Consider the following 22,975-nt stretch of genomic DNA (forward strand, 5'->3'; position numbering starts at 1 on the left):
GAAAGGAGATCGTCATGCGCAAGTACCGCATCGGCACTGATGTCGAATGGAAATGGGGCAAGGGAACCGGGACCGGCAAGATCAAAGAGAGCTTCACCGACGACGTCGAGCGTACGATCGAAGGTGCGGTCATCAAGCGGAAGGCGAACACCGAGGAGCCGGCCTATCTGATCGAGCAGGAAGACGGCGGCAAGGTGCTGAAAAGCCATTCCGAGCTGAAGAAATCCGGCTGACGGCGGCCTGAAGCGCCTGCATGATCCAGCCGCCGCAAAGAGGAGGACATGCCGTGACTGATTTTGACCCCATCCGATCCTTCCGCAAGCTCGCCTATAACAACGCGCTCGCCAACCATCGCCTGCACATGGCCTGCGCGCTGCTGCAGCCCGGCGAGTTCGAAGCGCCGCGCGTCAGCTTCTTCCCGTCGATCAAGGCGACACTGAATCATATCCTGACGGTGGACTGGTTCTATGTCGATGCGCTGGAGGGTGGCACACTGGGGCCGCAGGCCTGGGCGGTCGAGGAGCCCTGCCCGGATATCGCAAGCCTTGCCGCCGAGCAGAAGGCCGTCGATGCAAGATTGGTGACGCTCGCCGAAGCGCTCTCGCCGCAGAAGCTGGTCTCGACCGTCGAGATCCATCGCGGCGAACGTATCCAGCGGGAGCGGATGGAGGATGTGCTCAACCATCTCTTCCAGCACCAGACGCATCATCGCGGCCAGGCGCATGCCATGCTGGCGGGCACCGGCGTGAGGCCGCCGCAACTCGATGAATTCATCGTAGCCGACGATGCCAGGTTCCGGGGCGACGAGATCGCCGCCCTCGGATGGAGCGAAGTACGGATTATGGACTAATCCTGCAGCCGCGCCTTCAGCCCGTCGATGATCGTCTTGCTGAGCAGCGCGTAGTTTTCGTCGAAGTGATGGTCGCCGGCGAGCGCGATGACATCGACGCCGCTGTCCTTCAGATCAGGGCAGGCTACCTCGTCGTCGTCTTCCTTGCCGTAGACGCATTGCACGATCTTCGGATCAACGGCCTTCAGATCGGCCACCGGGTCGCCGCCGGCGCCTTCGGTCTTGGCGCCGAGCCAGCCCATGACGGAGATCTGGTAATCCACCTCGTGCGACAGCGACAGCAGCGAGATCTGCGCGACGGCGCTCTTTGCCGCCGGCTTCAGCCGTGAGAAGGCGGCCGGCACGACGTCGGCGCCGAAAGAATAGCCGACCAAGAGAACATGCTTGACCTTCCACTGCTTGCGGTAGAGCTCGATGATCTTGCCGAGATCGTCCGCCGTTTCTTGTGGCTGGCGTTCGGACCAGAAGTAATGCAGCGAATCCACGCCAACGACGGGAATACCCTGCTTCTGCAGCGCCGCACCCACTTCCTTGTCGATATCGCGCCAGCCGCCATCGCCGGAATAGATGATCGCCATCGTGTCGAAGGCGGGCTTGGCGTCGAGGATCGTCAGCGGCAGCCCGAGCGGATTGTCGGCATTGCCGGATGCGGCGATCAGGTCGTCAAGCGTGCTGCTAAGCGTCGTCTGCGCATCATCCTGGGAGTCGCGAATGTCGATGTCGGAATGCGCCTTCTTCAGCTCATCCGCATGCGCGCGCCCATCCTTGTCGGCATTGGGCGTGAAGGCGGCGATGATGGGATCGGGCAGCGCGATGTCGCTAAGGCCATAGATCATCCGGTCACCGACCGTCTTCTTCTTGGCCGGCGTGCAGAGCTGCTGCGTCAGCGGGATACCGGCCAGCGGATCGATCGCCAGTGTCTGGCCGATGGTCGCATCCGGCGTCTGCGCGGCGATTGCCAGCGCCAGCGCCCCACCCTCGCCGATACCGGCCACGATCGGTAGATGGTATGGGCTGTTGCCGGCGGCGCGCTGCACCTGCTGGCTGAGCGACTCGATATCGGAGACCAGATAGATGCAGCCGTCATTGTCGCTGACATCGTATTTACGCAGAGCATCGATATAGGATGGGAAGTCGACGCCGATCACCACGGCTCCCTCACCCACCAGACGATCGGCTTCCGTCTTCTCCTTGTCGCCCCAGCCGCCAGCGTCCGAGATCAGCATCACGGCGCCCTTGACGTCGCCGTCAGGCAGGAAGATGTGCGGCGACGGGATGAGCCCGGTCTCGAACTCCTGCGTCGTCTCGTCGGCCGCATGTGCGGCGGGAATGGAGAGCGCCAGCGCACAGGCGGCGGCCAGAATGTGTCTTTTCATCATTTCCTCACGACCCCTTTCAATCCGCCGCCGATCAGGAGTGTCGCGTCCATCAAAGCGATCATCGGATTGCCTCCTCCGGACACCGCAAGATAGCGCGGATGCCATTGAGGGTGAAACTTGGATTTGAAGGCCCTCAGGCCCTTGAAGTTGTAGAAGCGCTCGCCGTGCTCGAACACGGTGCTGCCGATGCGATCCCACACAGGTGCCGTTTCGCGCTTCGACATGCCAGAAAGCGGGGCCATGCCGAGGTTGAAGTGCGAGAAGCCTTCGGCGCGCAGATATTCCATGATCTGCACGAACAGGAAGTCCATGGAGCCCTTCGGCGCATCCGGCGAGAAGCGCATCAGGTCGATCGTCCCCTCATCCTTGGCGCCGGTGATCAGAATGTTTGCGAAGGCAACGATCTTGCCCTCGAGCTTCAGGATGCCGACCGGCTGAGCCAGGATGTAGTCGGGCGTGAACGCACCAAGCGAAAAGCCCTTCTCCTTGGCGTTGTGGTCGGCAAGCCATGCGTCAGAAACCGCCGCCAGCTCGTCCATCACAGCAGGCACGTCTTCCGCCGCGATCACCTCGAAGCTCAACCCGTCGCGCTGGGCGCGGCTCGCGGTCTGGCGCAGGTTCGCCCACTTGCCGCCCTTCATCTCGAAGGTCGAAAGGTCGGAGACGGCAAGTTCGCCGAGCTTGAAGGCCCTAAGGCCCGCATCGGCGCAATGCGAAAGCAGCGCCGGCGAGATCTGGTAGAACACCGCACGGCAACCGGCGGCGCGCGCCGTCTCGACGAAGCGCCACACGAGTTCCGGCATGGCGCTGCGGTCGCCGATCGGATCGAACAGCGCGATCCACGAGCGCCCCTGGCGGCCATACATGATGAAAGCGTCGCCCTTGTCGGAGAACATCACGCTCTTGTCGCCCATGCGCACCAGATTGGCGTCGGCGTAGCGCTGCTTCTCGACGATATCGACGGCGCGCTCCAGCGCCTCGTCCGTTGCCGGCTCAAGCCGGGTCGTCGCCGGCCGCAGCAGGCTGAAGACGGCGATGGCGGTCGAGATGATGGTGATCCCTAGCACGGCGCGCAGACCCCGCGGCGCCTCGTCGGCGAATTCGAACTGCCACCACAGCTCGTTGCTGTAATCGACGTCGCGATAGACGAAGAGCAGGATGACCACGGCGCCGACGCAGACGACGGCGATCGCGGTCAGCCAGGATGCCGTCAGCGTCTGGTTGAGCAGCGAGGCGCGGCGACGGAACAGGCGCCGGCTGACGAAGAGACCGAAGATCAGGAAGGCGAGGAACGCGGCTTCGACCAGCGCCACGGCCTTCAGCAGCGACAGCATCAGTGCTGCGGCGGCCGAGAAGATGGTGATCCACCATGCGCCGTCGAGCTTCTGGCCAAGACCGCGCGCGGCGACCACGAGCGCCAGCCCGGCAAGGCTCGCAAGGAAGTGCGCGCCTTCCACGATCGGCAGCGGCAGATAGTTGGAGAGGAACTCCAGATTGGAATCCGGCGTCGGCGTGACGCTCGAAAAGATCAGCATGACGCCGAGCAGCAGCGATAGCGCCGAAAGGAGCTGCGGCATAAGCCGGATGCCGATCCGGCGGAAGCCTGAAGCGACGGGATGGTCGGCAAAGCGGCGAAGCTCTGTCGCCGAGACCGCGAGAACAGCAAGCAGCAGCGGAACGACGTGGTAGATAAGGCGGTAGAGCACCAGCGAGCCGAGCACTGCGTCGATATTAACAGCACTGCCGAGCGCCGCGATGATGACGGTTTCGAACACGCCGAGACCCGCCGGCACATGGCTGAGCACGCCGAGACCGACGGCAATCGCGTAGACAGCGAGAAACACCGGCCAGCTGATCGCCGTCTGCGGCAGGAGCACATAGAGAACGGTGGCGGACGCCGCGATATCGAAGGCGGCGACCAGAAACTGACGCGACCATGTGGCGGAATCAGGCAGCCGCAGCGAGAAGCGGCCGATGCTGACTGCGCGGCCGCCACGGCCGAGCACGACACCCGCCGCCAACACCAGCACGATCGATCCGCCGAGGAGACGCAGAACCCAGCTGCTGACATCGATGAGCGGCGCGATCTCGTCAGCAATCGCCAGAAGCGCGATGGAGCCGACGCCGGCCAGGCCGAGGCCGAAGGCGATGGTGACGAAAGCGATGACGCGGCCGATATCCTCCGGCGTCAGTCCGAGCCTGGAATAGGCGCGGTAGCGAATGGCGCCACCGCTGAGCGCGCCGAAGCCCGCCGTGTTGCCGACGGCATAGGCGGCAAAGGCGGTCAGCGCGACCTGCGGGAACGGCAGCTTTTTGCCGACGTAATCGATAGCGTTCACGTCGTAGAACACCAGCGCGAGGAAGCTCAGCGCCGTGAAGAACAGCGCCAGCACGATCGAGCTGATCTTGGTGTCGGCCAGCGCCTGCACCACGTCGTCATAGCGCACCTCGGTCGTCAGCTGCTCGATCGCGAAACCGACCATGCAGAACACGGCCAGCGTGGCGAGCGCCGTCAGATGCGTCCGGTACCGGCTGAAAAACCGCGAAATGGCGGATTCTTCTATGACTTCAATCTCTTCCAAATTGGCGTGCTTCGACATTACGAACCGTCGTAAACCTACATATTAGCGGGAATCATGTCTTGGACATCTAACATAACCTGCATGTAAGTTCTTGGACGCAAGCCCGCGAATACATGCCAACACTACCCCAATGCCGCTTAACGACGCCTGCTTCATCCCCAATTGGGGCATTTTTGGCGCGGGGACAGGGGTTTGAATATTGTATTTTCGTAAGGTTAAAGCCTTCGATGCGCCAATACCGGCATCCGGGGATGCCGGTATGCCGGCTAAGCCGCCGGCTCCGCGCCCTGGTTGTTCCTCTGCGCGGCATAGCGCGCAGCCGCGGCACTGGCGTCGGCATCATGCGTCTCGCTGGATACCTGTAGCGTCGGCACGGCGAATTCGATGCCGTTTTCCTTGAAGGCCGTGCGGATCATCGCCAGCGCGTTGCGGCGGATGACGAATTGCTCGCCGGGCTTCGTCATCATCGCCAGGCGGATGACGATCGCGAACTCGCCAAATTGCTCGACGCCCTTCATCTTCATCGTCTCGATGATGTGGGGCGCGTAATCGGGGTTTTCGAGCAGCTTCTGGCCGATCTGCTTGATGACCTTCTTCGCCAGCACGAGATCGGTGTCGTAGGTGACGTTCAGCGTGATCTTGTCGATCGTCCAGTCGCGGTTGAGGTTCTTGACCGCCCCGAGTTCGCCGAACGGCACCGTTGTCAACGGCCCGCGATGATGGCGCAGCCTCACGGATCGCAGGCTGAAGGCCTCGACCACGCCCTTGTGGCTGCCGCTCTCGATATACTCGCCGACACGGAAGGCATCGTCCCAGAGGTAGAACATGCCGCTGATGACATCCTTGACGATGGTCTGCGCCCCGAAGCCGACCGCGACGCCGACAACACCGGCGCCCGCAATCAGCGGCCCGATCTCGACGCCGAGGCCGGAGAGCACCATCAGCACGGCAATCACGGCGATGACGACCGCGAGGATGTTGCGGAAGATCGGCAGCAGCGTCTGCAGCCGCGCCCGCCTTGCCTTCTCCTCATCGTTGATCGAGCCTTCGAGAGGCGAGTCCTCCAGCCTGCCGTTGATATAGGCGCGCGCGAGGTGCCAGAGCAGATCGGCGGCAAGCAGGATGACGATACCGCCGACCGAGCCGCGCACGATCCGGTCGATCATCGTCTCGCCCGCCGCCATCCGTTCGGCCGCGAAGCCGAGAATGCGGCCGAGCCAGAGGGCCGCGATGGTGATGATGACTGCGCGCACGCCGCGATCAAGCAGCACCGCCGCGATCCGCTTCTTGGCAAGGAACCCGGCCTCGGCCTTGTGCAGCGCCCGCACGGCGAGTGTTGAGACGCGTAGAACGCGCGGCAACGCCACGAGATAGATGCCGATCCACAGGATGAGATTGAAGCCCGCCACCCACAGCAGCCAGAGCGCTGCGAAATAGATGGTCAGCATCCAGGAGGCCGTCGTGCTCTTCTGCCCCTCCTCCGCCGGGCGCGACCACACGGCTTCGGTTGCGATGGCGAGCAGCCCGAGCCCGAGCGTATAGCCGACGAGATAGCGCGACCCCGGCGAGAAACCGAGCGGCGCCATCAGCTGGATCAGCACCCAGCCGAACACGAAATAGATGATGAACACGCAGCTGCGCTTGAACCAGAACATCGCGGTGACGCGCGAGACGTCCCTTTCACCGCCGACATGCGGCAGCGTCACCAGCGCCACGATGAGACGGCCGACCGAAATGGTGACGCGCGAGACGATCAGTGCGATGGCAACAGCGATCGCCAGCGATTGCGTGATCGGCGGCCAGTTGAAGAGTACAAGCGGTACGAGCGTCGCGACACAGAACACCAGCGCAGGCACAATACGGTAGCTCAGATTGTTCGCCGCATGGTGTGCGACCGTGACGACGGCGCCATCCTCGAGTTTGACGCGCGGGCGCGGCACGATCATCCGGAACAGGAGTTCCGCCACCACCCCGGCCAGGAACAGTGCCAGCAGCTCGATGGTCACGAATGCCCAGCCACTCGGCTGCACCTCGCGCTCGACGATCTCCGATGCGTTCTCGACTTCATCGGGCAGCGTCATCGCTGCACCGGAGACGAGATCGAAGTGACGGCGCGCGTGGCCGAGAAAATCGGAAAGCACCGACATCTGCTCGCCGGACATCTCGCCGCTAGGTGCTGCCGGTTGTGCCGGGGTGCTCGCCGGCTGCGCTGCCGCCGGGGCCTGTCCTGTCGGGCTTTGCGTCTGCGCCTGCGTCGCCATCCACTGCTTGACGGCGGGCGTTTCCATGAGCTGCAGCATCTGCCGCACCTCGGTGGGCGGTGGCGCTGCCGGTGTCGGGCTGGGTGTTGCCGCTGGCGTTTGTGCCGCGGCACTCGAAACGATCATGCCAAATGCAAGGAGCGGCAGAAGCCGCTTCATGACGCGCGCACCAAACCCCAGACCCATGCCAGCCCCTCCAATATATATAGCGTAGCTTATATTGAAGCGCGGGAAAGAAAAGCCCGCGCAGCTTGTGGCTGCGCGGGCTTGGATAACCATTATTGCTGAATGGTTTACGCCTTCGGTTTTTCGACGTGGCCGCCGAAGCCGGCGCGCATGGCCGAGAGCACCTTGTTGGCGAACTCGTCATTGTCGCGCGACGAGAAGCGGCTGTAGAGCGCAGCGCTCAGAACCGGCGTCGGAACGCTTTCGTCGATGGCGGCCATGATCGTCCAGCGGCCTTCGCCCGAATCCGAAACGCGGCCGGCATAGGCGCCGAGCGCGGGATCGGCATGCAGCGCATCCGAGGTCAGGTCGAGCAGCCAGGAGGTGATGACGCTGCCGCGACGCCACACTTCGGCGACATCCTGCAGGTTGAAGTCATACTGGTAGTGCTCAGGATGCGCTATCGGCGCCGTCTCGGCGTCGACTTCATGATTATCGGCACCGATATTGGCGCGCTTCAGGATGTTGAAGCCTTCGGCGTAAGCCGCCATCAGGCCGTATTCGATGCCGTTGTGCACCATCTTGACGAAGTGGCCGGCGCCGTGCGGGCCGCAATGCAGATAGCCCTGCTCGGCCGTGCTGCCGGCCTGATCGGGGCGATGCGCCGAGGGAACCACATTGCCGACGCCGGGCGCCAGCGACTTGAAGATCGGCGACAGCGATTCGACCACGGCCTTTTCGCCGCCGATCATCAGGCAATAGCCGCGCTCGAGACCGAACACGCCGCCGCTGGTGCCGACGTCGACATAGTGCAGGCCCTTGGTGATCAGCTCGCCGCCACGGCGAATGTCGTCGTGATAATAGGAGTTGCCGCCATCGATGATGATATCGTCGCTGTCGAGCAGCGGCGTGATCTGTGCGATCACCTTGTCGGTGATGGCCGCCGGCAGCATCAGCCACACGGCGCGCGGGCGCGAAAGCTTGGAAACGAACTCTTCCAGCGAGGCGCTGCCGATGGCGCCCTTGCCGACCAGATCGTTCACGCTTTCCGTCTTCGCATCATAGACCACGCATTCATGGCCATCACGCATCAAGCGCTGGACCATGAAGCTGCCCATACGGCCCAAGCCAACCATGCCAAGCTGCATCTCATAATCTCCTGAGAATTGAGAATCTAATCGATATTATGCGCGAATACCTATCACTCGCACTGCAGCACGCAAGCGAAGTCTCCGTCACAATAGCGGGAACGGCACCGCATCTGGCTCCGATGAACGCGAGAACCGCGAGCCCGCAAGGCCTTCCGCCGAATCTGAAAACTAAAAAAATATTTCGAATGTCAACCGCAAACCGCCAATAAGGCTGCGGCTCATTGCTGCACCGCAAGAATAACGCGCCCGCTGGTGGCATCGCTGAGCATCCGCGCGGTGTCGGAGAACACGGCTTCCGGCACGGAAAGCGTCAACAACGCACCCGCATCGACGAACACCTCTGCCACGACGCGCACGCCGGCCGAGCCCGCAAGCCGCGCCTTCACCAAAGCCAGATCCGAGAAGTTCACTGCGATCTCGGCCTCGATGGTCGCGACCAGCTCAACCGTCGCCGCGGCCCTGAGGCACGCGGCAGCGGTGCCGCCATAGGCGCGGATCAGGCCGCCGGTTCCAAGCAGCACGCCGCCGAACCAGCGGGTGACGACGACCGCAACCCGGTCGAGCGACTGCCCGTCGATCGCCTGCAGGATCGGCTTGCCGGCGGTGCCGTTCGGCTCGCCATCATCGTTGAAGCGATAGTTCTGGCCGATCCGCCATGCCCAGCAATTGTGATTGGCGGCGGGATCGCCGTGCGCGGCCAGAAACGCCCGGGCATCGTCTTCGGCGCCGATCGGTGCGGCGACCGCCAGAAACCGGCTCTTCTTGACGATCTGCTCCAGGGTCTCGGTGCGGGTGAGTGAAAACATGGCCATTGCCATATCGCCAGCACCGCGCGCTTCGCAAGCAAAACCGGCTTGAAGCCCCAGCCCCGCTCGCAAATCCCAGCCCCGCTCGCAAATCAAAGGCCACAAAAGCAAAACGCCCGCAGCTGGAAGCAACGGGCGTTTGAAATCTATATGCTCATAGAGAGCAGCGATCGCTTGTTAGCGAGTGGCGTCGCGAGCAACGCGCTGGATCTCGGAGCGGTCGATACCGAGGTCGTTCAGCGCACGGTTGGACATGCGGCCAAGTTCGCTAACGGTCTGACGATACTTGCGCCAGTTATTGAAGGAGCGTGCTACGTTCATGATGATCCCCTTTCCTAGGGCTTTCAGCGCTTGGCAGCGTGCTTGCTGCCCGTGTCTCTCTGTTGATGCGAATATATGCATGAAGGCCGACAACGAACAGCGCTAAAGCATCAGAACACCCATGCACCAAGTGCATAACTAAAACCGTGCTGCTTAATATTTTTGCCCTCAAAAAAGCCGTAAACGTTTTAGTAAAGCGCCGTTTTGTGGCTATTTCGCCCGAATTTGCGATATGGCAATTGGCTCAACCACAATCGTTAAAGTGTTTTAACCGTTTTAATCGGCCGATATCGGCTCCAGGCTTCGAAAAATCAGCAATTCCTGCGTGAGAAAGACCCGAAACGCATCCCGTGCACTGAGCGCATGCTTTATTGGCAAGCCTGCGACACCGCGCCGGATAGCCCGTAAACACTCGCGACACGCCAGTTTTTCGCCGCCGACAGCCCACGACCCCATTGCCAGCAAACCCGGCATACGGCAGTAGAAGCGCGCCGGCGGGATCGAATGCGCGACATCAGGCGGCCGTGCCAGCACCCGCGTAACAAGGACGTCACATGAAGCATATCCTCGCCGCGGCCACGCTCGTAACGACCACCCTGCTCTCGGTCGCCGCCACCCGCGCCGCCGATTTCGGCGTCACCCCGATGACGGATGGCGACACGTTCATTGGCTGCCTTGCACAGAACAACCACACCGGCATCGGCTACCTCGCCGTCGGCGACAAGCTGGCGCTGTTTGCCAATGCCGACGCCTTCGCGATCACCAAGGATGAGCGCGTCAACGGGACATGGTCGGTGGATGGGGCGACCGCCGCGGATTTCTCGTCGACCGCCGACAGCGACAAGACCGTGACGATCGACGTTCCGAACGATGCCGAGGCCGTCACCGCCTTGACCACGGGCAAGGAGTTGACCGTCACCGCCAACGGCATCGACGTCATCCTGCCGCTGACCGGCACAGAGGAGGCATTTGCCGCGCTGACGACCTGCATGAAGGAAAACGGCGCCGAATAGCGCCTGATATCAGGACGCTCGAAGCGCGATACGATTGCCGGAGATGAGAAGGAAGAGAGTGCGATCCGCGGCAACCGATGGAGGTTTACGATCCTGGGTGCCTACAAACGTAGGTGGGCGCCATATGTCCAAGCCCACGGGCCTGGCCAGGGACAGCTCCCTTTGGATCGAGTATGGCCCCAGGGATTGTGGTTCCTGTCGAGAGGCGCAGATCGCAACTGCTATATAAGACCGATCCATGACGCGCGCCAGAGGCTGACGCGGGCGTCCCGGATTTAATTCAAGCGCTTCAGTTGAGCCCGCTTCAGTTCAGAGCCGCTGGCGCCCGGCCGTTCAGCTTGTCGGTGATCCCGCGCAGCTGGCTGCTGACCTCGACGATGGCAGCCGCGATGCTCTCTTCGGTGCGGCTGGTTGCGGCGAGCACCGTGTCGCGGTTGCTGCGCAGGCTGTTAAGTTCATCTTCCAGGCTGGCGACGCGCCGCGTCAGCTCCGAGATCTCGTCCATGATCATGATGCCGGCCATGACGGTGATCCTGAGATCGCCGATTTCGCCGAACTGATCCTTGAGATGGCCGACATAGCGGTCGAAACGGGTGGCGAGATCGGTCAGGTGATCTTCCTGCCCCTCTTCGCAGGCCATGCGATAGGCCTTGCCGTCGATCGTTACCGTTACCTGCGCCATGTCCTAAGCCCTTTATTAGCGGTCGAGAACCGCGCGGATCGTCTCCATCGCCGTCACCAGACGACGCGAGACCTCGCGATTGACCTCTTCCAGCCGGTTCGCGCGGAACTCCGCCTGGTCGAGCTCCTGCGCCAGCTTGGAGCGATCGGCATGCACGCGGCGAACCTCGCCCTCGATCTCGCCGGTCTCGCGCTGCCGCTCGATCCGGGCGTCGACGGCGCTGTCGAGCGCCGAAATCGCCTGCCGGAGCTCGAGGAGCGCTGCATCGATGCTGTTGCCTGTGGATGTCATGTCTTTCCGGTTCCCCGCGCAAGACCCGCGAATCGGTATTGAGGCCCGACGCGATGTTTTCAAAAGGATATGCAGCTCGCCAACTGCCCGTCAATAAAGGCTGGAAGGCGGCAGGCGAGCTAGTTGTGGATGACTGAAATCGGCAACTCTGTCGACAGCCTCCTCGGCGCCTCTGTCACACGCCTGTCAACTTTTGTTAAAATCGTTGGTCAAATGTCAAAAATCGTCATTCCGAGCTCTCTAATAGGGCTTCGATTTATTGACTTGCCTGCTCCAACTGCTATTTGTGCACCCGCTCTCATTGATGGTCTCCGCAGGCTTGAGGCCATCCCCCGACACCCCGGAACAAGCGGAATAGCGATGATTTCTCCTGAACAACACGACCGGATGGCAAACGCGATCCGTTTCCTCTCAATGGATGCAGTCGAGAAGGCGAATTCCGGCCATCCGGGCATGCCGATGGGTATGGCCGATGTCGCCACCGTCCTGTTCTCGAAGTATCTGAAGTTCGACCCGTTGAAGCCGCATTGGCCAGACCGCGACCGCTTCGTGCTGTCGGCCGGCCACGGCTCGATGCTGCTCTACTCGCTGCTTTATCTAACCGGCTACCCCGACATGTCGGTCGATGACCTCCAGCAGTTCCGCCAGCTCGGCTCCAAGACCGCCGGCCACCCGGAATACGGCCATGCCACGGGCATCGAAACCACCACCGGCCCGCTCGGCCAGGGCATTGCCAATGCCGTCGGCATGGCGATTGCCGAACGCAAGCTGCGCGAGGAATTCGGCGCCGACCTGCAGGATCACTACACCTACGTGATCAACGGCGACGGCTGCCTGATGGAAGGCATCAGCCATGAAGCCATCGCGCTCGCCGGCCACCTGAAGCTCAACAAGCTCATCCTCTTCTGGGACAACAACTCGATCACCATCGACGGCGCTGTCTCGCTCTCGGATTCGACCGACCAGATCATGCGCTTCAAGGCTGTTCACTGGCACACGATCGAAGTCGACGGCCACGACCAGGCTGCGATTGCCGCTGCCATCGAAGAAGCCCACAAGTCCGACAAGCCGACCTTCATCGCTTGCAAGACGGTGATCGGCTTCGGCGCTCCGAACAAGCAGGGCAGCCACAAGGTTCACGGTTCGCCGCTCGGCGCCGAGGAAATCGCAGCCACCCGCAAGGCACTGAACTGGGAATACGCACCCTTCGTCATCCCGAACGACGTTCTCTCCGATTGGCGCGCCGCCGGCACCCGTTCGGCTGAAGCCGTCAAGGCATGGGAAGGCCGCCTCGAAAAGGCAGCGACCAAGGCCGAGTTTACCCGCCGCTTCGCGGGCGACCTGCCTGAGGGCTTCGACGCCGCCATCAGCGACTACAAGAAGAAGCTCGCCGAGACCAAGCCGACCGTTGCAACCCGCAAGGCTTCCGAAGACGCGCTTGAAGTCATCAACGGCTTCCTGCCCGAGACGATCGGCGGCTCCGCCGACCTGACGCCGTCGAACAACACCAAGACCAGCCAGATGCATTCGATCACGCCGACGGACTTCGCCGGTCGTTACATGCACTGGGGCATCCGCGAGCACGGCATGGCGTCTGCCATGAACGGTATCGCGCTGCACGGCGGCCTGATCCCCTACGGCGGCGGCTTCATGATCTTCTCGGATTACTGCCGTCCTCCGATCCGCCTCGCTTCGCTGATGGGCATCCGCGTCGTCCACGTTCTCACGCACGACTCGATCGGCGTTGGCGAAGACGGCCCGACCCACCAGCCGGTCGAGCAGATGGCCTCGCTGCGCGCCATCCCGAACCTCATGATGTTCCGCCCGGCCGACGCAGTCGAAACCGCCGAGTGCTGGCAGATCGCGCTGAACACCAAGGACCGTCCGTCGGGCCTGGCGCTCACCCGCCAGAACCTCACCACGGTTCGTACCGAGTACAGCGAGAAGAACCTCTGCGAACTCGGCGCCTACACGCTGGCAGGCAATGCCGATGCCAAGGTGACGATCTTCGCTTCGGGCTCCGAAGTCGAGCTGGCGGTTGCCGCCCGCAAGACGCTTGAAGAAAAGGGCGTTACCGTCCGCGTCGTCTCGGTCCCCTCGACCGAACTGTTCTTCGAGCAGCCGGATGCCTACCGCGCCGAAATCCTCGGCAAGTCGCCGATCAAGATCGCCGTCGAAGCCGCCGTCCGCGAAGGCTGGGATGCGTTCATCGGACCGGAAGGCACCTTCATCGGCATGAAGGGCTTCGGCGCTTCGGGTCCTGCCAAGGATGTCTTCAAGAAGTTCGGCATCACGACGGAAGCCGTCGTCGCCGCAGTTGAAGCCAAGCTTTGATCTGATACAAGGAGCGCCTCAGGGCGCTCCTCTTTGCTTATAAACCAAGCCCTACTCTCGGGAGAGACACACATGACTGTAAAGGTTGCCATTAACGGCTTCGGTCGTATCGGCCGCAATGTTCTCCGCGCCATCGTTGAATCCGGCCGCACGGACATCGAAGTCGTTGCCATCAACGACCTCGGCCCGGTCGAGACCAACGCGCACCTGCTGCGTTACGACTCGATCCACGGCAAGTTCCCGGCCGAAGTAAAGGTCGAAGGCGACACGATCACCGTTGGCGGCGGCAAGCCGATCAAGGTCACCGCCGTTCGCGACCCGGCACAGCTGCCGCACGGCGAACTCGGCGTCGATATCGCCATGGAATGCACGGGCATCTTCACCTCGCGCGACAAGGCTGCCGCCCACCTGACGGCTGGCGCCAAGCGCGTCATCGTTTCGGCGCCTGCCGATGGTGCCGACCTGACCGTCGTCTTCGGCGTCAACCACGATCAGCTGACCAAGGAACACCTGGTCATCTCCAACGCATCCTGCACGACGAACTGCCTCGTGCCGGTCGTCAAGGTTCTCGACGACGCCGTCGGCATCGATCATGGCTTCATGACCACGATCCACTCCTACACGGGTGACCAGCCGACGCTCGACACCATGCACAAGGACCTGTACCGCGCCCGCGCCGCAGCCCTGTCCATGATCCCGACCTCGACCGGCGCTGCCAAGGCCGTTGGCCTGGTTCTGCCGCACCTGAAGGGCAAGCTCGACGGCACCTCGATCCGCGTTCCGACCCCGAACGTCTCGGTCGTCGACTTCAAGTTCGTCGCCAAGAAGGCCACCTCGGTTGCCGAAATCAACGAAGCCATCAAGTCTGCCGCCAACGGCAAGCTGAAGGGCATCCTCGGCTTCACCGACGAGCCGCTGGTGTCGCGCGACTTCAACCACGACAGCCACTCGTCGATCTTCGCGACCGACCAGACCAAGGTCATGGAAGGCAACTTCGTTCGTATCCTCACCTGGTACGACAACGAATGGGGCTTCTCCAGCCGCATGTCCGACACGGCCGTCGCCTTCGCCAAGACCATCTAAGGTCGGCGATATCGATTTCGGAAAGCGGCTCGGGAAACCGGGCCGCTTTTCGTTTGCTAGACTAAGGGCGAGCCGCGACGGTCGAACGCGCTTGCCCGCATCCGGCAGGATGCGGTAAATTCGGCCGCAAGCTGCAACGCGGTCGCGCAACGAGACACCGGACCTGCAACAGGCGGATTACCCATGAGAATGCTGATGTTGGCAATCCTACTCCTCATGATCGCCGGCGTGCTCAGCCTGACCGTCGTCGGCGGCGGCTCCAAGCAGCTTGCCAAGGGTCAGCCGCTGCTGGCCTCCTCCTCGCGATTGATGGGACCGCGATAATTGCACGCATGCCGGCGACGGGGCTGGCGTGGCGTGAACGAACGCAATAGTGTCGGGAAACCGAGAAACGAAAGAGAATTCAATGGACTACTTCACCATCGAGATATCAGGCAAAGCCATCGCGAGTTTCCGCTCGGAAAACGCCGAAGACGCCCAGCACTTCATTGAGGCCGAGGATTTCCGCGAGGATCTGACGGTGCTCGAGACGGAAGGCGAGCCGGTATGGGACGGCAAGACGCCGCTCACCCTTCGCAAGGCGACGCCTGATGAGGCAAGCGAAGTCGAGCACGCGTATGAGTTCGACGACGACCCCTCGCGGACCATCGACGACGAATTCGTCGTCTTCCTCATCCCGATCTCGGACGCGGATGAAGACGACAGCGACGACGAGGCGTAAGGCCAAAGAGAAATACGCGACGATTGTCCAAGAAAAGGACAGGGCAGCGATTTCTGCCCTGCTCTCGCCTGATTTGATCCTACACTTTACTCAGGATCACTCTCCAACCGTTCATTTGATTTGCCGTCGGGCGAACCACTCAGCAGCATGATGCAGCAAAGCGCAAGGATAGCCCTTTAGGTCTACCCTTCGTTCGGATTTTGCCGTTTACTGGCAGGCATCGGACCGGAACTGGAGGCGCGATACCATAGTTTTAGACAGCCGCATGCGACGGGGGGCGACACTGCGGCGATTGATATTTGCATAAAGGGGTTCGGGCATGGAAGCATTCTACATCGTCGTACTGGTATCGACGGCGCTCGTGCTTCTTGCGGCTTTTTCCAGCCTGCTCGCCTTCCGCTTCGGCGCCCCCCTTCTGCTGCTTTTCCTCGGTATCGGCCTGCTTGCCGGCAGCGACGGCCTCGGCATCGAATTCACCAACAACTACCTCGCCTACATCCTCGGCTCGATCGCCCTTGCGATCATCCTCTTCGATTCCGGCTTCGGCACGCCGGTGCAGGCCTTCAAGCTCGCCGCCGTCCCCTCGATAACGCTGGCTTCGGTCGGCGTGCTGATGACAGCATCCCTGTTTGCCGTCGCTGCCATGTGGCTTTTGAACTTCACCTGGCTCGAGGGCATGCTGCTCGGCTCGATCGTCGCCTCCACCGACGCCGCGGCCGTCTTCTTCCTGCTGCGCATCGGCGGCATCAACATCCGCGACAAGGTGCGCTCAACGCTCGAAGTCGAATCCGGCACCAACGACCCGATGGCGATCTTTCTGACCATCGCGCTCGTCGAAGTCCTGGCATCGGGCGAGCGCTATCACGGCATCAACATCGGCATGCTCGCCATGTTCGTGCAGCAGATGGGCCTCGGCGTCATCCTCGGCCTGCTCGGCGGCATGATGATCGTGCTGATCGTCGGCAGGCTGGAGACCGATCGCGGCCTGACGCCGATCTTCGTTCTGGCGCTGGCGCTCCTGGTCTTCTCGTTCACCGGCGCCGTCGGCGGCAGTGGCTTCCTCGCGGTCTACGTCGCCGGCATCTATGCTGGCAACCGCAAGCTGCCCGGCTATGCCTCAATCAAGCGCTTCCAGGACGGCATGACCTGGCTGGCGCAGATCATCATGTTCCTGGTGCTCGGCCTTCTGGCGACGCCGTCGCAGTTCGGCGCGATCGCCATCCCCGCGGTGCTGCTCGCGCTTTTCCTGATCTTCATCGCCCGGCCGCTGGCGATCTGGCTGTCGCTGCTGCCCTTCGACTACACGCAGCAGGAGATCGGCTTCGTCGCTTGGGTCGGCCTGCGTGGCGCCGTCTCCATCCTGCTTGCCATCATGCCGATCCTCGGCGGGCTGGAAAACGGCCAGGTCTATTTCAACACCGCCTTCATCATCGTGCTCGTCTCGCTGCTGCTGCAGGGCTGGACCATCAAGCCGGTCGCCAAGAAGCTCGGCCTGATCATTCCGCCGCGCATCGGCGCCGTCGACAAGGTGGAGGTCGACCTGCCGGGCGCGGCCAACCACGAGCTCCTCTCCTATCGCGTCGTCAAGGACAGCCCCGTGCTGCGCGGCGAGCGCATTCCGCGCTGGGCGACACCCTCGCTCGTCATCCGCGACGGCAAGTCGATGCGCTATCAATATGCCGGCCGCCTGCGCGAGAACGATCTGGTCTACCTCTTCATCGTTCCCTCCTACTCGCGCCTGCTCGACAAGCTGTTCGCAAGCCGCGTGCCGGTGGAGGAAGACGACACCGATTTCTTCGGCGCCTTCGCCCTTTCCCCCAGCCGCCCGGCGACCGATCTCGACGCCGCCTATGGCCCCGGTCTGCTGAACGAAAACGAGAAGGGTCTGACCATCGCCGAGCTGATGAAGCAGCGCCTCGGCGGCAAGGCGGAATATGCGGACCGCGTGCGCCTCGGCTCCATCATCCTCATCGTCCGCGACCTCGACGACCACGATCATATCAGCGCGATCGGCATGTCGCTGGAGGCCGTCGAGCCGGCCGTGACGCTGCCGATCTTCATCAACATGCGCGATATCATCGACCGCGTGCATGACCGCTTCAAGAGCCGCAAGAACAAGGAGGCGGCAGCCGCCGCGGCGGGTGGAAAAGCCGACGAAAACCCGCGCTGAACGCCTTGCGTCCGCGATGATCCTTGCTATGGTCCCCGCATCTTTTCAGGCAATAAACGAACGGATTTCCCAATGCCTTCCTTCAAGACACTCGACGATCTTAACGACATTGCCGGAAAGCGCGTTCTCGTCCGCGTCGACCTCAACGTCCCGGTAAAGGACGGCAAGGTGACGGACGTGACCCGCATCGAGCGCGTCGCCCCGACCATCAAGGAACTCTCCAAGAAGGGTGCCAAGGTTATCCTTCTCGCGCACTTCGGCCGCCCCAAGGATGGCCCCTCGCCGGACCTGTCGCTGACCCTGATCGCCCCTTCGGTTGAGGCCGTTCTCGATCATCCCGTGCAGACGGCGACCGACGTCATCGGCGAAGTCGCCGCCGGCGCCGTGGCCGCCATGAAGGACGGCGATATCCTGCTTCTCGAAAACACCCGCTTCCACAAGGGCGAAGAAAAGAACGACCCCGACTTCGTCAAGGCGCTGGTCGCCAATGGCGACATCTACGTCAACGACGCCTTCTCGGCCGCGCACCGCGCCCATGCCTCGACCGAAGGCCTCGCTCGTCACCTTCCCGCTTACGCCGGCCGCACCATGCAGGCTGAACTGGAAGCGCTGGAAAAGGGCCTCGGCCAGCCGGTCCGTCCCGTTGTTGCCATCGTCGGCGGCGCCAAGGTCTCGACCAAGATCGACCTCCTCATGAACCTCGTGAAGAAGGTCGACGCCCTCGTCATCGGCGGCGGCATGGCCAACACCTTCATCGCCGCGCGCGGCACCAGCGTCGGCAAGTCGCTGTGCGAGCATGACCTCGCCGACACCGCCCGCCAGATCATGATCGAAGCCGCAACGGCCGGCTGCGCGATCGTTCTGCCCGAAGACGGCGTCGTCGCCCGCGAGTTCAAGGCCGGTGCCGCCAACGAGATCGTCGCCATCGACGCCATCCCCGATGACGCCATGATGCTCGACGTCGGCCCGAAGTCGGTCGAAGCCGTGAAGGCCTGGATCGAACGCGCCAACACGCTGGTCTGGAACGGCCCGCTCGGCGCCTTCGAAATCGAGCCCTTCGACAAGGCAACCGTTGCCGCCGCGCAATATGCGGCAGAGCGCACCAAGGCCGGCAAGCTCACCTCGGTCGCCGGTGGCGGCGATACCGTCTCGGCGTTGAACCATGCCGGCGTTGCCGATGACTTCACCTACGTCTCGACCGCGGGCGGCGCATTCCTCGAATGGATGGAAGGCAAGGTCCTTCCTGGCGTCGAGGTTCTGACCAAGGCCAAGTAAGTCAAACCGGGCTTTTGGCCTGTTTGCACCGTTTGATATGAGACCGCGAAAGCAAGCGCTTTCGCGGTCTTTTAGTTGATGCTAGAATAAGCCTTAACTTTCAAACGTTTGAAATGATTTCAATCGTTTCAATAGCTTAACCCAGGATTTTCCTTTTAAAATTCTTCTGATATCGCAGATCCAGTGCTTCGACAGCGTGTAGGGACCTGACATTTTTCAAATGTCGATCCGTTGATTGATCGATCGGGCGTTGCCGATCGGTTTCGAGATAGAAGAAAATCCGCGCGCGAGGCGCCGGTTTGTGGGAAGGAGTGACCTATGGTGGACGCGAAGATGTTGAACAAGATCAGCTCGGCGCCAGGATTCATTGCAGCGCTGGACCAGAGCGGTGGTTCGACACCCGGAGCGTTGCGCCTCTACGGCATTGCCGACAGCGATTACCAGGGCGATGAGGAAATGTTCCGCCTGATGCACGCCATGCGCGTTCGCATCATGAGCGCGCCCGCCTTCACCGGCGACAAGATCATCGCCGCCATCCTCTTCGAGCGCACCATGGACGGCGACGTCGATGGCCAGCCGGTTCCCTCCTATCTCTGGGAAAAGCGCGGCGTCGTGCCACTTCTCAAAGTCGACAAGGGCCTTGCTGCCGAGGAAAACGGCGTCCAGGTCATGAAGCCGATGCCCGATCTCGACACGCTCCTGGCGCGCGGCCGCGACAAGGGAATTTTCGGCACCAAGATGCGCTCGGTGATCGCCAATGCCGACAAGGCGGGCATCGCAGCCGTCGTCAAGCAGCAGTTCGAAGTGGCCCGCCAGATCATCGGCAACGGCCTCGTTCCGATCGTCGAGCCTGAAGTCTCGATCAAGAGCCCGACGAAGCAGGAGGCCGAGGCCATCCTGCGCGACGAGATCGCAAATCAGCTCGACCTTCTGCCGGCGAGCGAAAAGGTGGTGCTGAAACTGACGATCCCGACGGTTCCCGATTTCTACGCGCCGCTGATCGCCCACAAGCAGGTCGTGCGCGTTGTAGCACTCTCCGGCGGCTACAGCCGCGTCGATGCCTGCGAAAAGCTCAGCCACAACCATGGTATGATCGCCAGCTTCTCGCGCGCGCTGACCGAAAACCTGCGCGTTTCGATGAGCGATGCGGAGTTCGACACGAGCCTCGCCGAAACGATCAACGAGATCTACGCGGCCAGCGTCAACAAGGCCTGATCCGCCCGCCTATCTCTACAAACCGGCTGCCTCTGGCGGCCGGTTTTTTGTTGCCGATTGATTGTCACGGCGACAAGAATTCCCCTTCTGCCAAGCGGCAGCGATAGCTACTGATTGCGCTCCTGAACCATCGGAGCACGCAATGACCGCCGTTTCCTTCACCACCGTCGATGTCTTCACTTCCACCCGCTTCGAAGGCAATCCGCTGGCTGTGATGACGGATGCCCGCGGCCTCTCCGATGATCAAATGCAGAAGATCGCCGCCGAGTTCGGCTATTCGGAAGTGACCTTCGTGCTGCCGCCAGAAAACCCCGAGAATACGGCCCGCGTGCGCATCTTCACGCCGACCACGGAAGTGCCCTTCGCCGGCCACCCCAATGTCGGCACCGCCTATGTGCTCGGCAACCTCGACGACATCTTCGGCCAACCGGTCGGCGACGTCATGCGCTTCGAGGAGAAGGCCGGGGTGGTTACCGTCGACGTGCGCCGCGAAGAAGACCGCGTGACCTCGACCGCGATCCGCGCGCCGAAGCCCCTATCGACTGGCTCGACTGTCGCTGTAGACACCATCTCCCGCTGCATCGCCATCGACAGCACAGAGGTCAGCACCCGCATCCATCAGCCGCTGACGACATCAGTCGGCCTGAGCTTCGTCGTCGCCGAACTCGCCGATCTCGACACGCTCGCCCGAGCCCGCCCCAATCTCGCTTACTTCCGCGATGCCGCCGGCCCGACGCTTGAGGGCAACCACGACTTCTCGCTCTTCGTCTATGTCCGCACGGCCGACAAGCCCTGGCATATCCGCGCCCGCATGTTCGCCCCGCTCGACAATGTTCCCGAAGACCCCGCCACCGGCAGCGCCTCGGCAGCCCTCGGCGCCTACCTAGTCTCGCTGGAGCCGGAACCCGACATGACGGTATCGCTGACCATCGAGCAGGGCGTCGAAATGGGCCGCCGCAGCCTCATCGGCATCGAGGTGACGAAGACCGGCGGCGTGGTCACCGACGTTGCGATCTCGGGCGCCTGCGTCGAGGTCATGCGCGGCGTAATCGACTGCTGATCGCCCCGCTTGAACAGGACGGATCCGCTCGCCGGCGCGCTTGACAGCAATCCGGCGCAAGCGATATCAAACTGGCTATCGGTAATGGATTCTGCCGAGGCCAGAAAAGGCTGAACCGCTTCCCCGACGAAGCCGATGACTCCTACTTCATTTGCCATCGCGCGAAAGGGTAGAGTCATGTTCGAAGTCTTCATTCCATCACACATCGCTGGCGATACCGCCCATCATCAGGGGGCAGCACAATGATCGCCTTTTCCGACATTTTCGGCATTCGCCTGCGCCAGCTTCGCGATATCGGCAAATGGATCGCCGTCATCGTTCCGATGGCAGCTGTCGTCGGCTCGCTCTGCGCATTCTTCCTCTGGGCGCTTGATCTTGCGACCAGGAGCCGCTTCGATCATCCCTGGCTGCTCTACGGCCTGCCTGCCGCCGGCTTCCTCATGGTGTTGATCTACCAGACATTCGGAAAGTCCGCCGAGGGCGGCAACAACCTGATCGTCGACCAGATCCACGAACCCGGCGCCGGCGTTCCCCTGCGCATGGCCCCGCTCATCCTCGTCTCCACCATCGCCACCCATCTCTTCGGCGGCTCGGCCGGCCGCGAGGGCACGGCGGTGCAGCTTGGAGGCAGCATCGCCAGCGCCGTGGCGAAACTTTTCCGCCTGTCGCCCGCCGACGTGAAAATCTTGCTCATGGGCGGCGTCGCGGCCGGTTTCGGCGCGGTATTCGGCACGCCGATCGCCGGCGCCATATTCGCGCTCGAAGTGCTGACCATCGGCCGCATGCAGTACGAAGCCCTCATCCCCTGCTTGATGGCAGCAGTCACCGGCGACTGGGCCTGCCATGCCTGGGGCATCGAGCACACGCATTACCACATCGCCTATCTCGCCGACGCGCCCGCCAATGTCTTCCACCTCGATGCGATCCTGCTCTCGAAGGTCGCCATTGCCGGCGTCATCTTCGGGCTCGCGGCGAAATCCTTCGCGGAACTCTCCCACGCAGCCTCGGCACTGTTCAAGAAGCTCCTGCCCTACGCCCCGCTGCGCCCCGTTCTGGCCGGGCTGATCCTGATCGGCCTCGTCCATCTGCTGGGCACCCGCGCCTATCTCGGCCTCGGCGTCTGGTCGCCCGATCCAGCCGACCCGACGATCGCGGGCTTCTTCGCACCCGGCGCCGTCGATTACTGGAGTTGGCTGTGGAAAGCGCTCTTCACCATCGTCACGCTCAGCGCCGGCTTCAAGGGCGGCGAGGTCACGCCGCTCTTCTTCATCGGCGCCGCACTCGGCAATGCGTTGGCAGCGCTCTTCGGCGCGCCGCCCGATCTCTTCGCCGGTCTCGGCTTCGTGGCGATCTTTGCCGGCGCCACCAACACGCCGCTTGCCTGCATGATCATGGGCATCGAGCTCTTCGGCGCCACCCACGCCGTCTACCTCGCGGTCGCCTGCTTCCTCGCCTATCTCTGCAGCGGCCATTCGAGCATCTATCTCGCCCAACGCCTCGGCGTCCCGAAACGCCGCGCCATGGGCTCCATCCCCTCAGGCGTCTCGCTCCGCCATATCAGGGAGCGGAAGGTGCCGGCTGTCGAAGGTGCCGAGAAGTAAGAAAATGAAAACGCC

General features: G+C 62.5%; 20 protein-coding genes, 1 other RNA gene and 1 riboswitch. Of the genes, 12 read left to right on the forward strand and 9 right to left on the reverse strand.

What is annotated here, in order from left to right:
• Window positions 1–14: 14 nt before the first annotated feature.
• On the forward strand, window positions 15–233 hold the full coding sequence (locus D460_RS0116355; RefSeq protein WP_018899654.1) for a DUF2945 domain-containing protein: 219 nt from the start codon (window positions 15–17) through the stop codon (window positions 231–233).
• Window positions 234–286: 53 nt separating this feature from the next.
• Window positions 287–850 carry a DinB family protein gene (locus tag D460_RS0116360; protein WP_018899655.1) on the forward strand — a complete coding sequence of 188 codons (564 nt, stop codon included), beginning with the start codon at window positions 287–289 and terminating at the stop codon, window positions 848–850.
• Here D460_RS0116360 and D460_RS0116365 read toward each other — a convergent pair.
• From D460_RS0116365 to D460_RS35170, 6 genes are all read right to left on the reverse strand, one after another.
• Complete coding sequence (locus tag D460_RS0116365) at window positions 847–2,229, reverse strand: AcvB/VirJ family lysyl-phosphatidylglycerol hydrolase (protein WP_026283227.1); 1,383 nt, start codon at window positions 2,227–2,229, stop codon at window positions 847–849. The two genes, D460_RS0116360 and D460_RS0116365, sit on opposite strands and share 4 nt — an antisense overlap.
• Entirely contained in the window at window positions 2,226–4,829 is a 2,604-nt protein-coding gene (gene mprF / locus D460_RS0116370) for a bifunctional lysylphosphatidylglycerol flippase/synthetase MprF (protein WP_018899657.1), read from the reverse strand. The genes D460_RS0116365 and mprF overlap by 4 nt, the downstream gene beginning before the upstream one ends.
• Window positions 4,830–5,077: 248 nt before the next feature.
• The gene (locus tag D460_RS0116375) at window positions 5,078–7,231 is read right to left on the reverse strand and encodes a mechanosensitive ion channel family protein (RefSeq protein WP_245267763.1); all 2,154 of its coding nucleotides are present in this window, start codon (window positions 7,229–7,231) and stop codon (window positions 5,078–5,080) included.
• 134 nt (window positions 7,232–7,365) lie between these two features.
• The gene (gnd, locus tag D460_RS0116380; protein ID WP_018899659.1) at window positions 7,366–8,385 is read right to left on the reverse strand and encodes a phosphogluconate dehydrogenase (NAD(+)-dependent, decarboxylating); all 1,020 of its coding nucleotides are present in this window, start codon (window positions 8,383–8,385) and stop codon (window positions 7,366–7,368) included.
• Window positions 8,386–8,606: 221 nt separating this feature from the next.
• Window positions 8,607–9,194, reverse strand: a complete 588-nt coding sequence (locus tag D460_RS0116385) for a YigZ family protein (RefSeq protein ID WP_026283228.1) — start codon at window positions 9,192–9,194, stop codon at window positions 8,607–8,609.
• A gap of 177 nt (window positions 9,195–9,371) precedes the next feature.
• The gene (locus D460_RS35170; protein WP_018899661.1) at window positions 9,372–9,515 is read right to left on the reverse strand and encodes a DUF1127 domain-containing protein; all 144 of its coding nucleotides are present in this window, start codon (window positions 9,513–9,515) and stop codon (window positions 9,372–9,374) included.
• Window positions 9,516–10,069: 554 nt separating this feature from the next.
• On the opposite strand from D460_RS35170, the gene D460_RS0116400 reads away from it, so the two are divergent.
• Window positions 10,070–10,528, forward strand: coding sequence for a hypothetical protein (locus tag D460_RS0116400; RefSeq protein ID WP_018899662.1), 459 nt, complete (start codon window positions 10,070–10,072; stop codon window positions 10,526–10,528).
• 58 nt (window positions 10,529–10,586) lie between these two features.
• Here the strand turns inward: D460_RS0116400 and ssrS are convergent.
• The 3 genes from ssrS to D460_RS0116415 form a co-directional block, all read right to left on the reverse strand.
• Window positions 10,587–10,745: non-coding RNA, 6S RNA (ssrS, locus tag D460_RS35175), on the reverse strand.
• 87 nt (window positions 10,746–10,832) lie between these two features.
• Window positions 10,833–11,210, reverse strand: a complete 378-nt coding sequence (gene zapA, locus D460_RS0116410) for a cell division protein ZapA (RefSeq protein ID WP_018899663.1) — start codon at window positions 11,208–11,210, stop codon at window positions 10,833–10,835.
• 15 nt (window positions 11,211–11,225) lie between these two features.
• Window positions 11,226–11,501, reverse strand: a complete 276-nt coding sequence (locus tag D460_RS0116415; RefSeq protein ID WP_018899664.1) for a DUF4164 domain-containing protein — start codon at window positions 11,499–11,501, stop codon at window positions 11,226–11,228.
• Window positions 11,502–11,861: 360 nt separating this feature from the next.
• On the opposite strand from D460_RS0116415, the gene tkt reads away from it, so the two are divergent.
• From tkt to D460_RS0116460, 9 genes are all read left to right on the forward strand, one after another.
• Window positions 11,862–13,835 (forward strand): transketolase, encoded by a 1,974-nt coding sequence (gene tkt / locus D460_RS0116420; RefSeq protein ID WP_026283231.1) that lies wholly within the window; start codon window positions 11,862–11,864, stop codon window positions 13,833–13,835.
• 72 nt (window positions 13,836–13,907) lie between these two features.
• Window positions 13,908–14,918 (forward strand): type I glyceraldehyde-3-phosphate dehydrogenase, encoded by a 1,011-nt coding sequence (gap, locus tag D460_RS0116425; RefSeq protein WP_018899666.1) that lies wholly within the window; start codon window positions 13,908–13,910, stop codon window positions 14,916–14,918.
• 195 nt (window positions 14,919–15,113) lie between these two features.
• Window positions 15,114–15,242, forward strand: coding sequence for a hypothetical protein (locus D460_RS37085; protein ID WP_018899667.1), 129 nt, complete (start codon window positions 15,114–15,116; stop codon window positions 15,240–15,242).
• Between the two features lie 82 nt (window positions 15,243–15,324).
• A complete protein-coding gene (locus tag D460_RS0116435) occupies window positions 15,325–15,639 on the forward strand; it encodes a hypothetical protein (RefSeq protein WP_018899668.1) in 315 nt (104 codons plus the stop codon).
• Window positions 15,640–15,958: 319 nt separating this feature from the next.
• On the forward strand, window positions 15,959–17,809 hold the full coding sequence (locus D460_RS0116440) for a potassium/proton antiporter (RefSeq protein WP_018899669.1): 1,851 nt from the start codon (window positions 15,959–15,961) through the stop codon (window positions 17,807–17,809).
• A 72-nt stretch (window positions 17,810–17,881) separates the two neighbouring features.
• Window positions 17,882–19,084 (forward strand): phosphoglycerate kinase, encoded by a 1,203-nt coding sequence (locus D460_RS0116445; RefSeq protein WP_018899670.1) that lies wholly within the window; start codon window positions 17,882–17,884, stop codon window positions 19,082–19,084.
• A 318-nt stretch (window positions 19,085–19,402) separates the two neighbouring features.
• On the forward strand, window positions 19,403–20,299 hold the full coding sequence (locus tag D460_RS0116450) for a fructose bisphosphate aldolase (protein ID WP_018899671.1): 897 nt from the start codon (window positions 19,403–19,405) through the stop codon (window positions 20,297–20,299).
• Window positions 20,300–20,441: 142 nt separating this feature from the next.
• The gene (locus D460_RS0116455; protein WP_018899672.1) at window positions 20,442–21,359 is read left to right on the forward strand and encodes a PhzF family phenazine biosynthesis protein; all 918 of its coding nucleotides are present in this window, start codon (window positions 20,442–20,444) and stop codon (window positions 21,357–21,359) included.
• A 71-nt stretch (window positions 21,360–21,430) separates the two neighbouring features.
• Window positions 21,431–21,511: riboswitch (Fluoride riboswitch) on the forward strand.
• 90 nt (window positions 21,512–21,601) lie between these two features.
• Window positions 21,602–22,960, forward strand: coding sequence for a voltage-gated chloride channel family protein (locus D460_RS0116460; protein WP_018899673.1), 1,359 nt, complete (start codon window positions 21,602–21,604; stop codon window positions 22,958–22,960).
• Window positions 22,961–22,975: the final 15 nt, after the last annotated feature.

Source organism: Rhizobium sp. 2MFCol3.1 (assembly GCF_000377565.1).
Taxonomy (GTDB): domain Bacteria; phylum Pseudomonadota; class Alphaproteobacteria; order Rhizobiales; family Rhizobiaceae; genus Rhizobium.

Excerpts from the sequence above, each read along its gene's own strand:
- D460_RS0116355 (WP_018899654.1), top strand. The coding sequence starts at position 15 with ATGCGCAAGTACCGCATCGGCACTGATGTCGAATGGAAATGGGGCAAG.
- D460_RS0116365 (WP_026283227.1), bottom strand. The coding sequence starts at position 2,229 with ATGATGAAAAGACACATTCTGGCCGCCGCCTGTGCGCTGGCGCTCTCC.
- mprF (WP_018899657.1), bottom strand. The coding sequence starts at position 4,829 with ATGTCGAAGCACGCCAATTTGGAAGAGATTGAAGTCATAGAAGAATCC.
- D460_RS0116375 (WP_245267763.1), bottom strand. The coding sequence starts at position 7,231 with ATGAAGCGGCTTCTGCCGCTCCTTGCATTTGGCATGATCGTTTCGAGT.
- gnd (WP_018899659.1), bottom strand. The coding sequence starts at position 8,385 with ATGCAGCTTGGCATGGTTGGCTTGGGCCGTATGGGCAGCTTCATGGTC.
- D460_RS0116385 (WP_026283228.1), bottom strand. The coding sequence starts at position 9,194 with ATGTTTTCACTCACCCGCACCGAGACCCTGGAGCAGATCGTCAAGAAG.
- D460_RS35170 (WP_018899661.1), bottom strand. The coding sequence starts at position 9,515 with ATGAACGTAGCACGCTCCTTCAATAACTGGCGCAAGTATCGTCAGACC.
- D460_RS0116400 (WP_018899662.1), top strand. The coding sequence starts at position 10,070 with ATGAAGCATATCCTCGCCGCGGCCACGCTCGTAACGACCACCCTGCTC.
- zapA (WP_018899663.1), bottom strand. The coding sequence starts at position 11,210 with ATGGCGCAGGTAACGGTAACGATCGACGGCAAGGCCTATCGCATGGCC.
- D460_RS0116415 (WP_018899664.1), bottom strand. The coding sequence starts at position 11,501 with ATGACATCCACAGGCAACAGCATCGATGCAGCGCTCCTCGAGCTCCGG.
- tkt (WP_026283231.1), top strand. The coding sequence starts at position 11,862 with ATGATTTCTCCTGAACAACACGACCGGATGGCAAACGCGATCCGTTTC.
- gap (WP_018899666.1), top strand. The coding sequence starts at position 13,908 with ATGACTGTAAAGGTTGCCATTAACGGCTTCGGTCGTATCGGCCGCAAT.
- D460_RS37085 (WP_018899667.1), top strand. The coding sequence starts at position 15,114 with ATGTTGGCAATCCTACTCCTCATGATCGCCGGCGTGCTCAGCCTGACC.
- D460_RS0116435 (WP_018899668.1), top strand. The coding sequence starts at position 15,325 with ATGGACTACTTCACCATCGAGATATCAGGCAAAGCCATCGCGAGTTTC.
- D460_RS0116440 (WP_018899669.1), top strand. The coding sequence starts at position 15,959 with ATGGAAGCATTCTACATCGTCGTACTGGTATCGACGGCGCTCGTGCTT.
- D460_RS0116445 (WP_018899670.1), top strand. The coding sequence starts at position 17,882 with ATGCCTTCCTTCAAGACACTCGACGATCTTAACGACATTGCCGGAAAG.
- D460_RS0116450 (WP_018899671.1), top strand. The coding sequence starts at position 19,403 with ATGGTGGACGCGAAGATGTTGAACAAGATCAGCTCGGCGCCAGGATTC.
- D460_RS0116455 (WP_018899672.1), top strand. The coding sequence starts at position 20,442 with ATGACCGCCGTTTCCTTCACCACCGTCGATGTCTTCACTTCCACCCGC.
- D460_RS0116460 (WP_018899673.1), top strand. The coding sequence starts at position 21,602 with ATGATCGCCTTTTCCGACATTTTCGGCATTCGCCTGCGCCAGCTTCGC.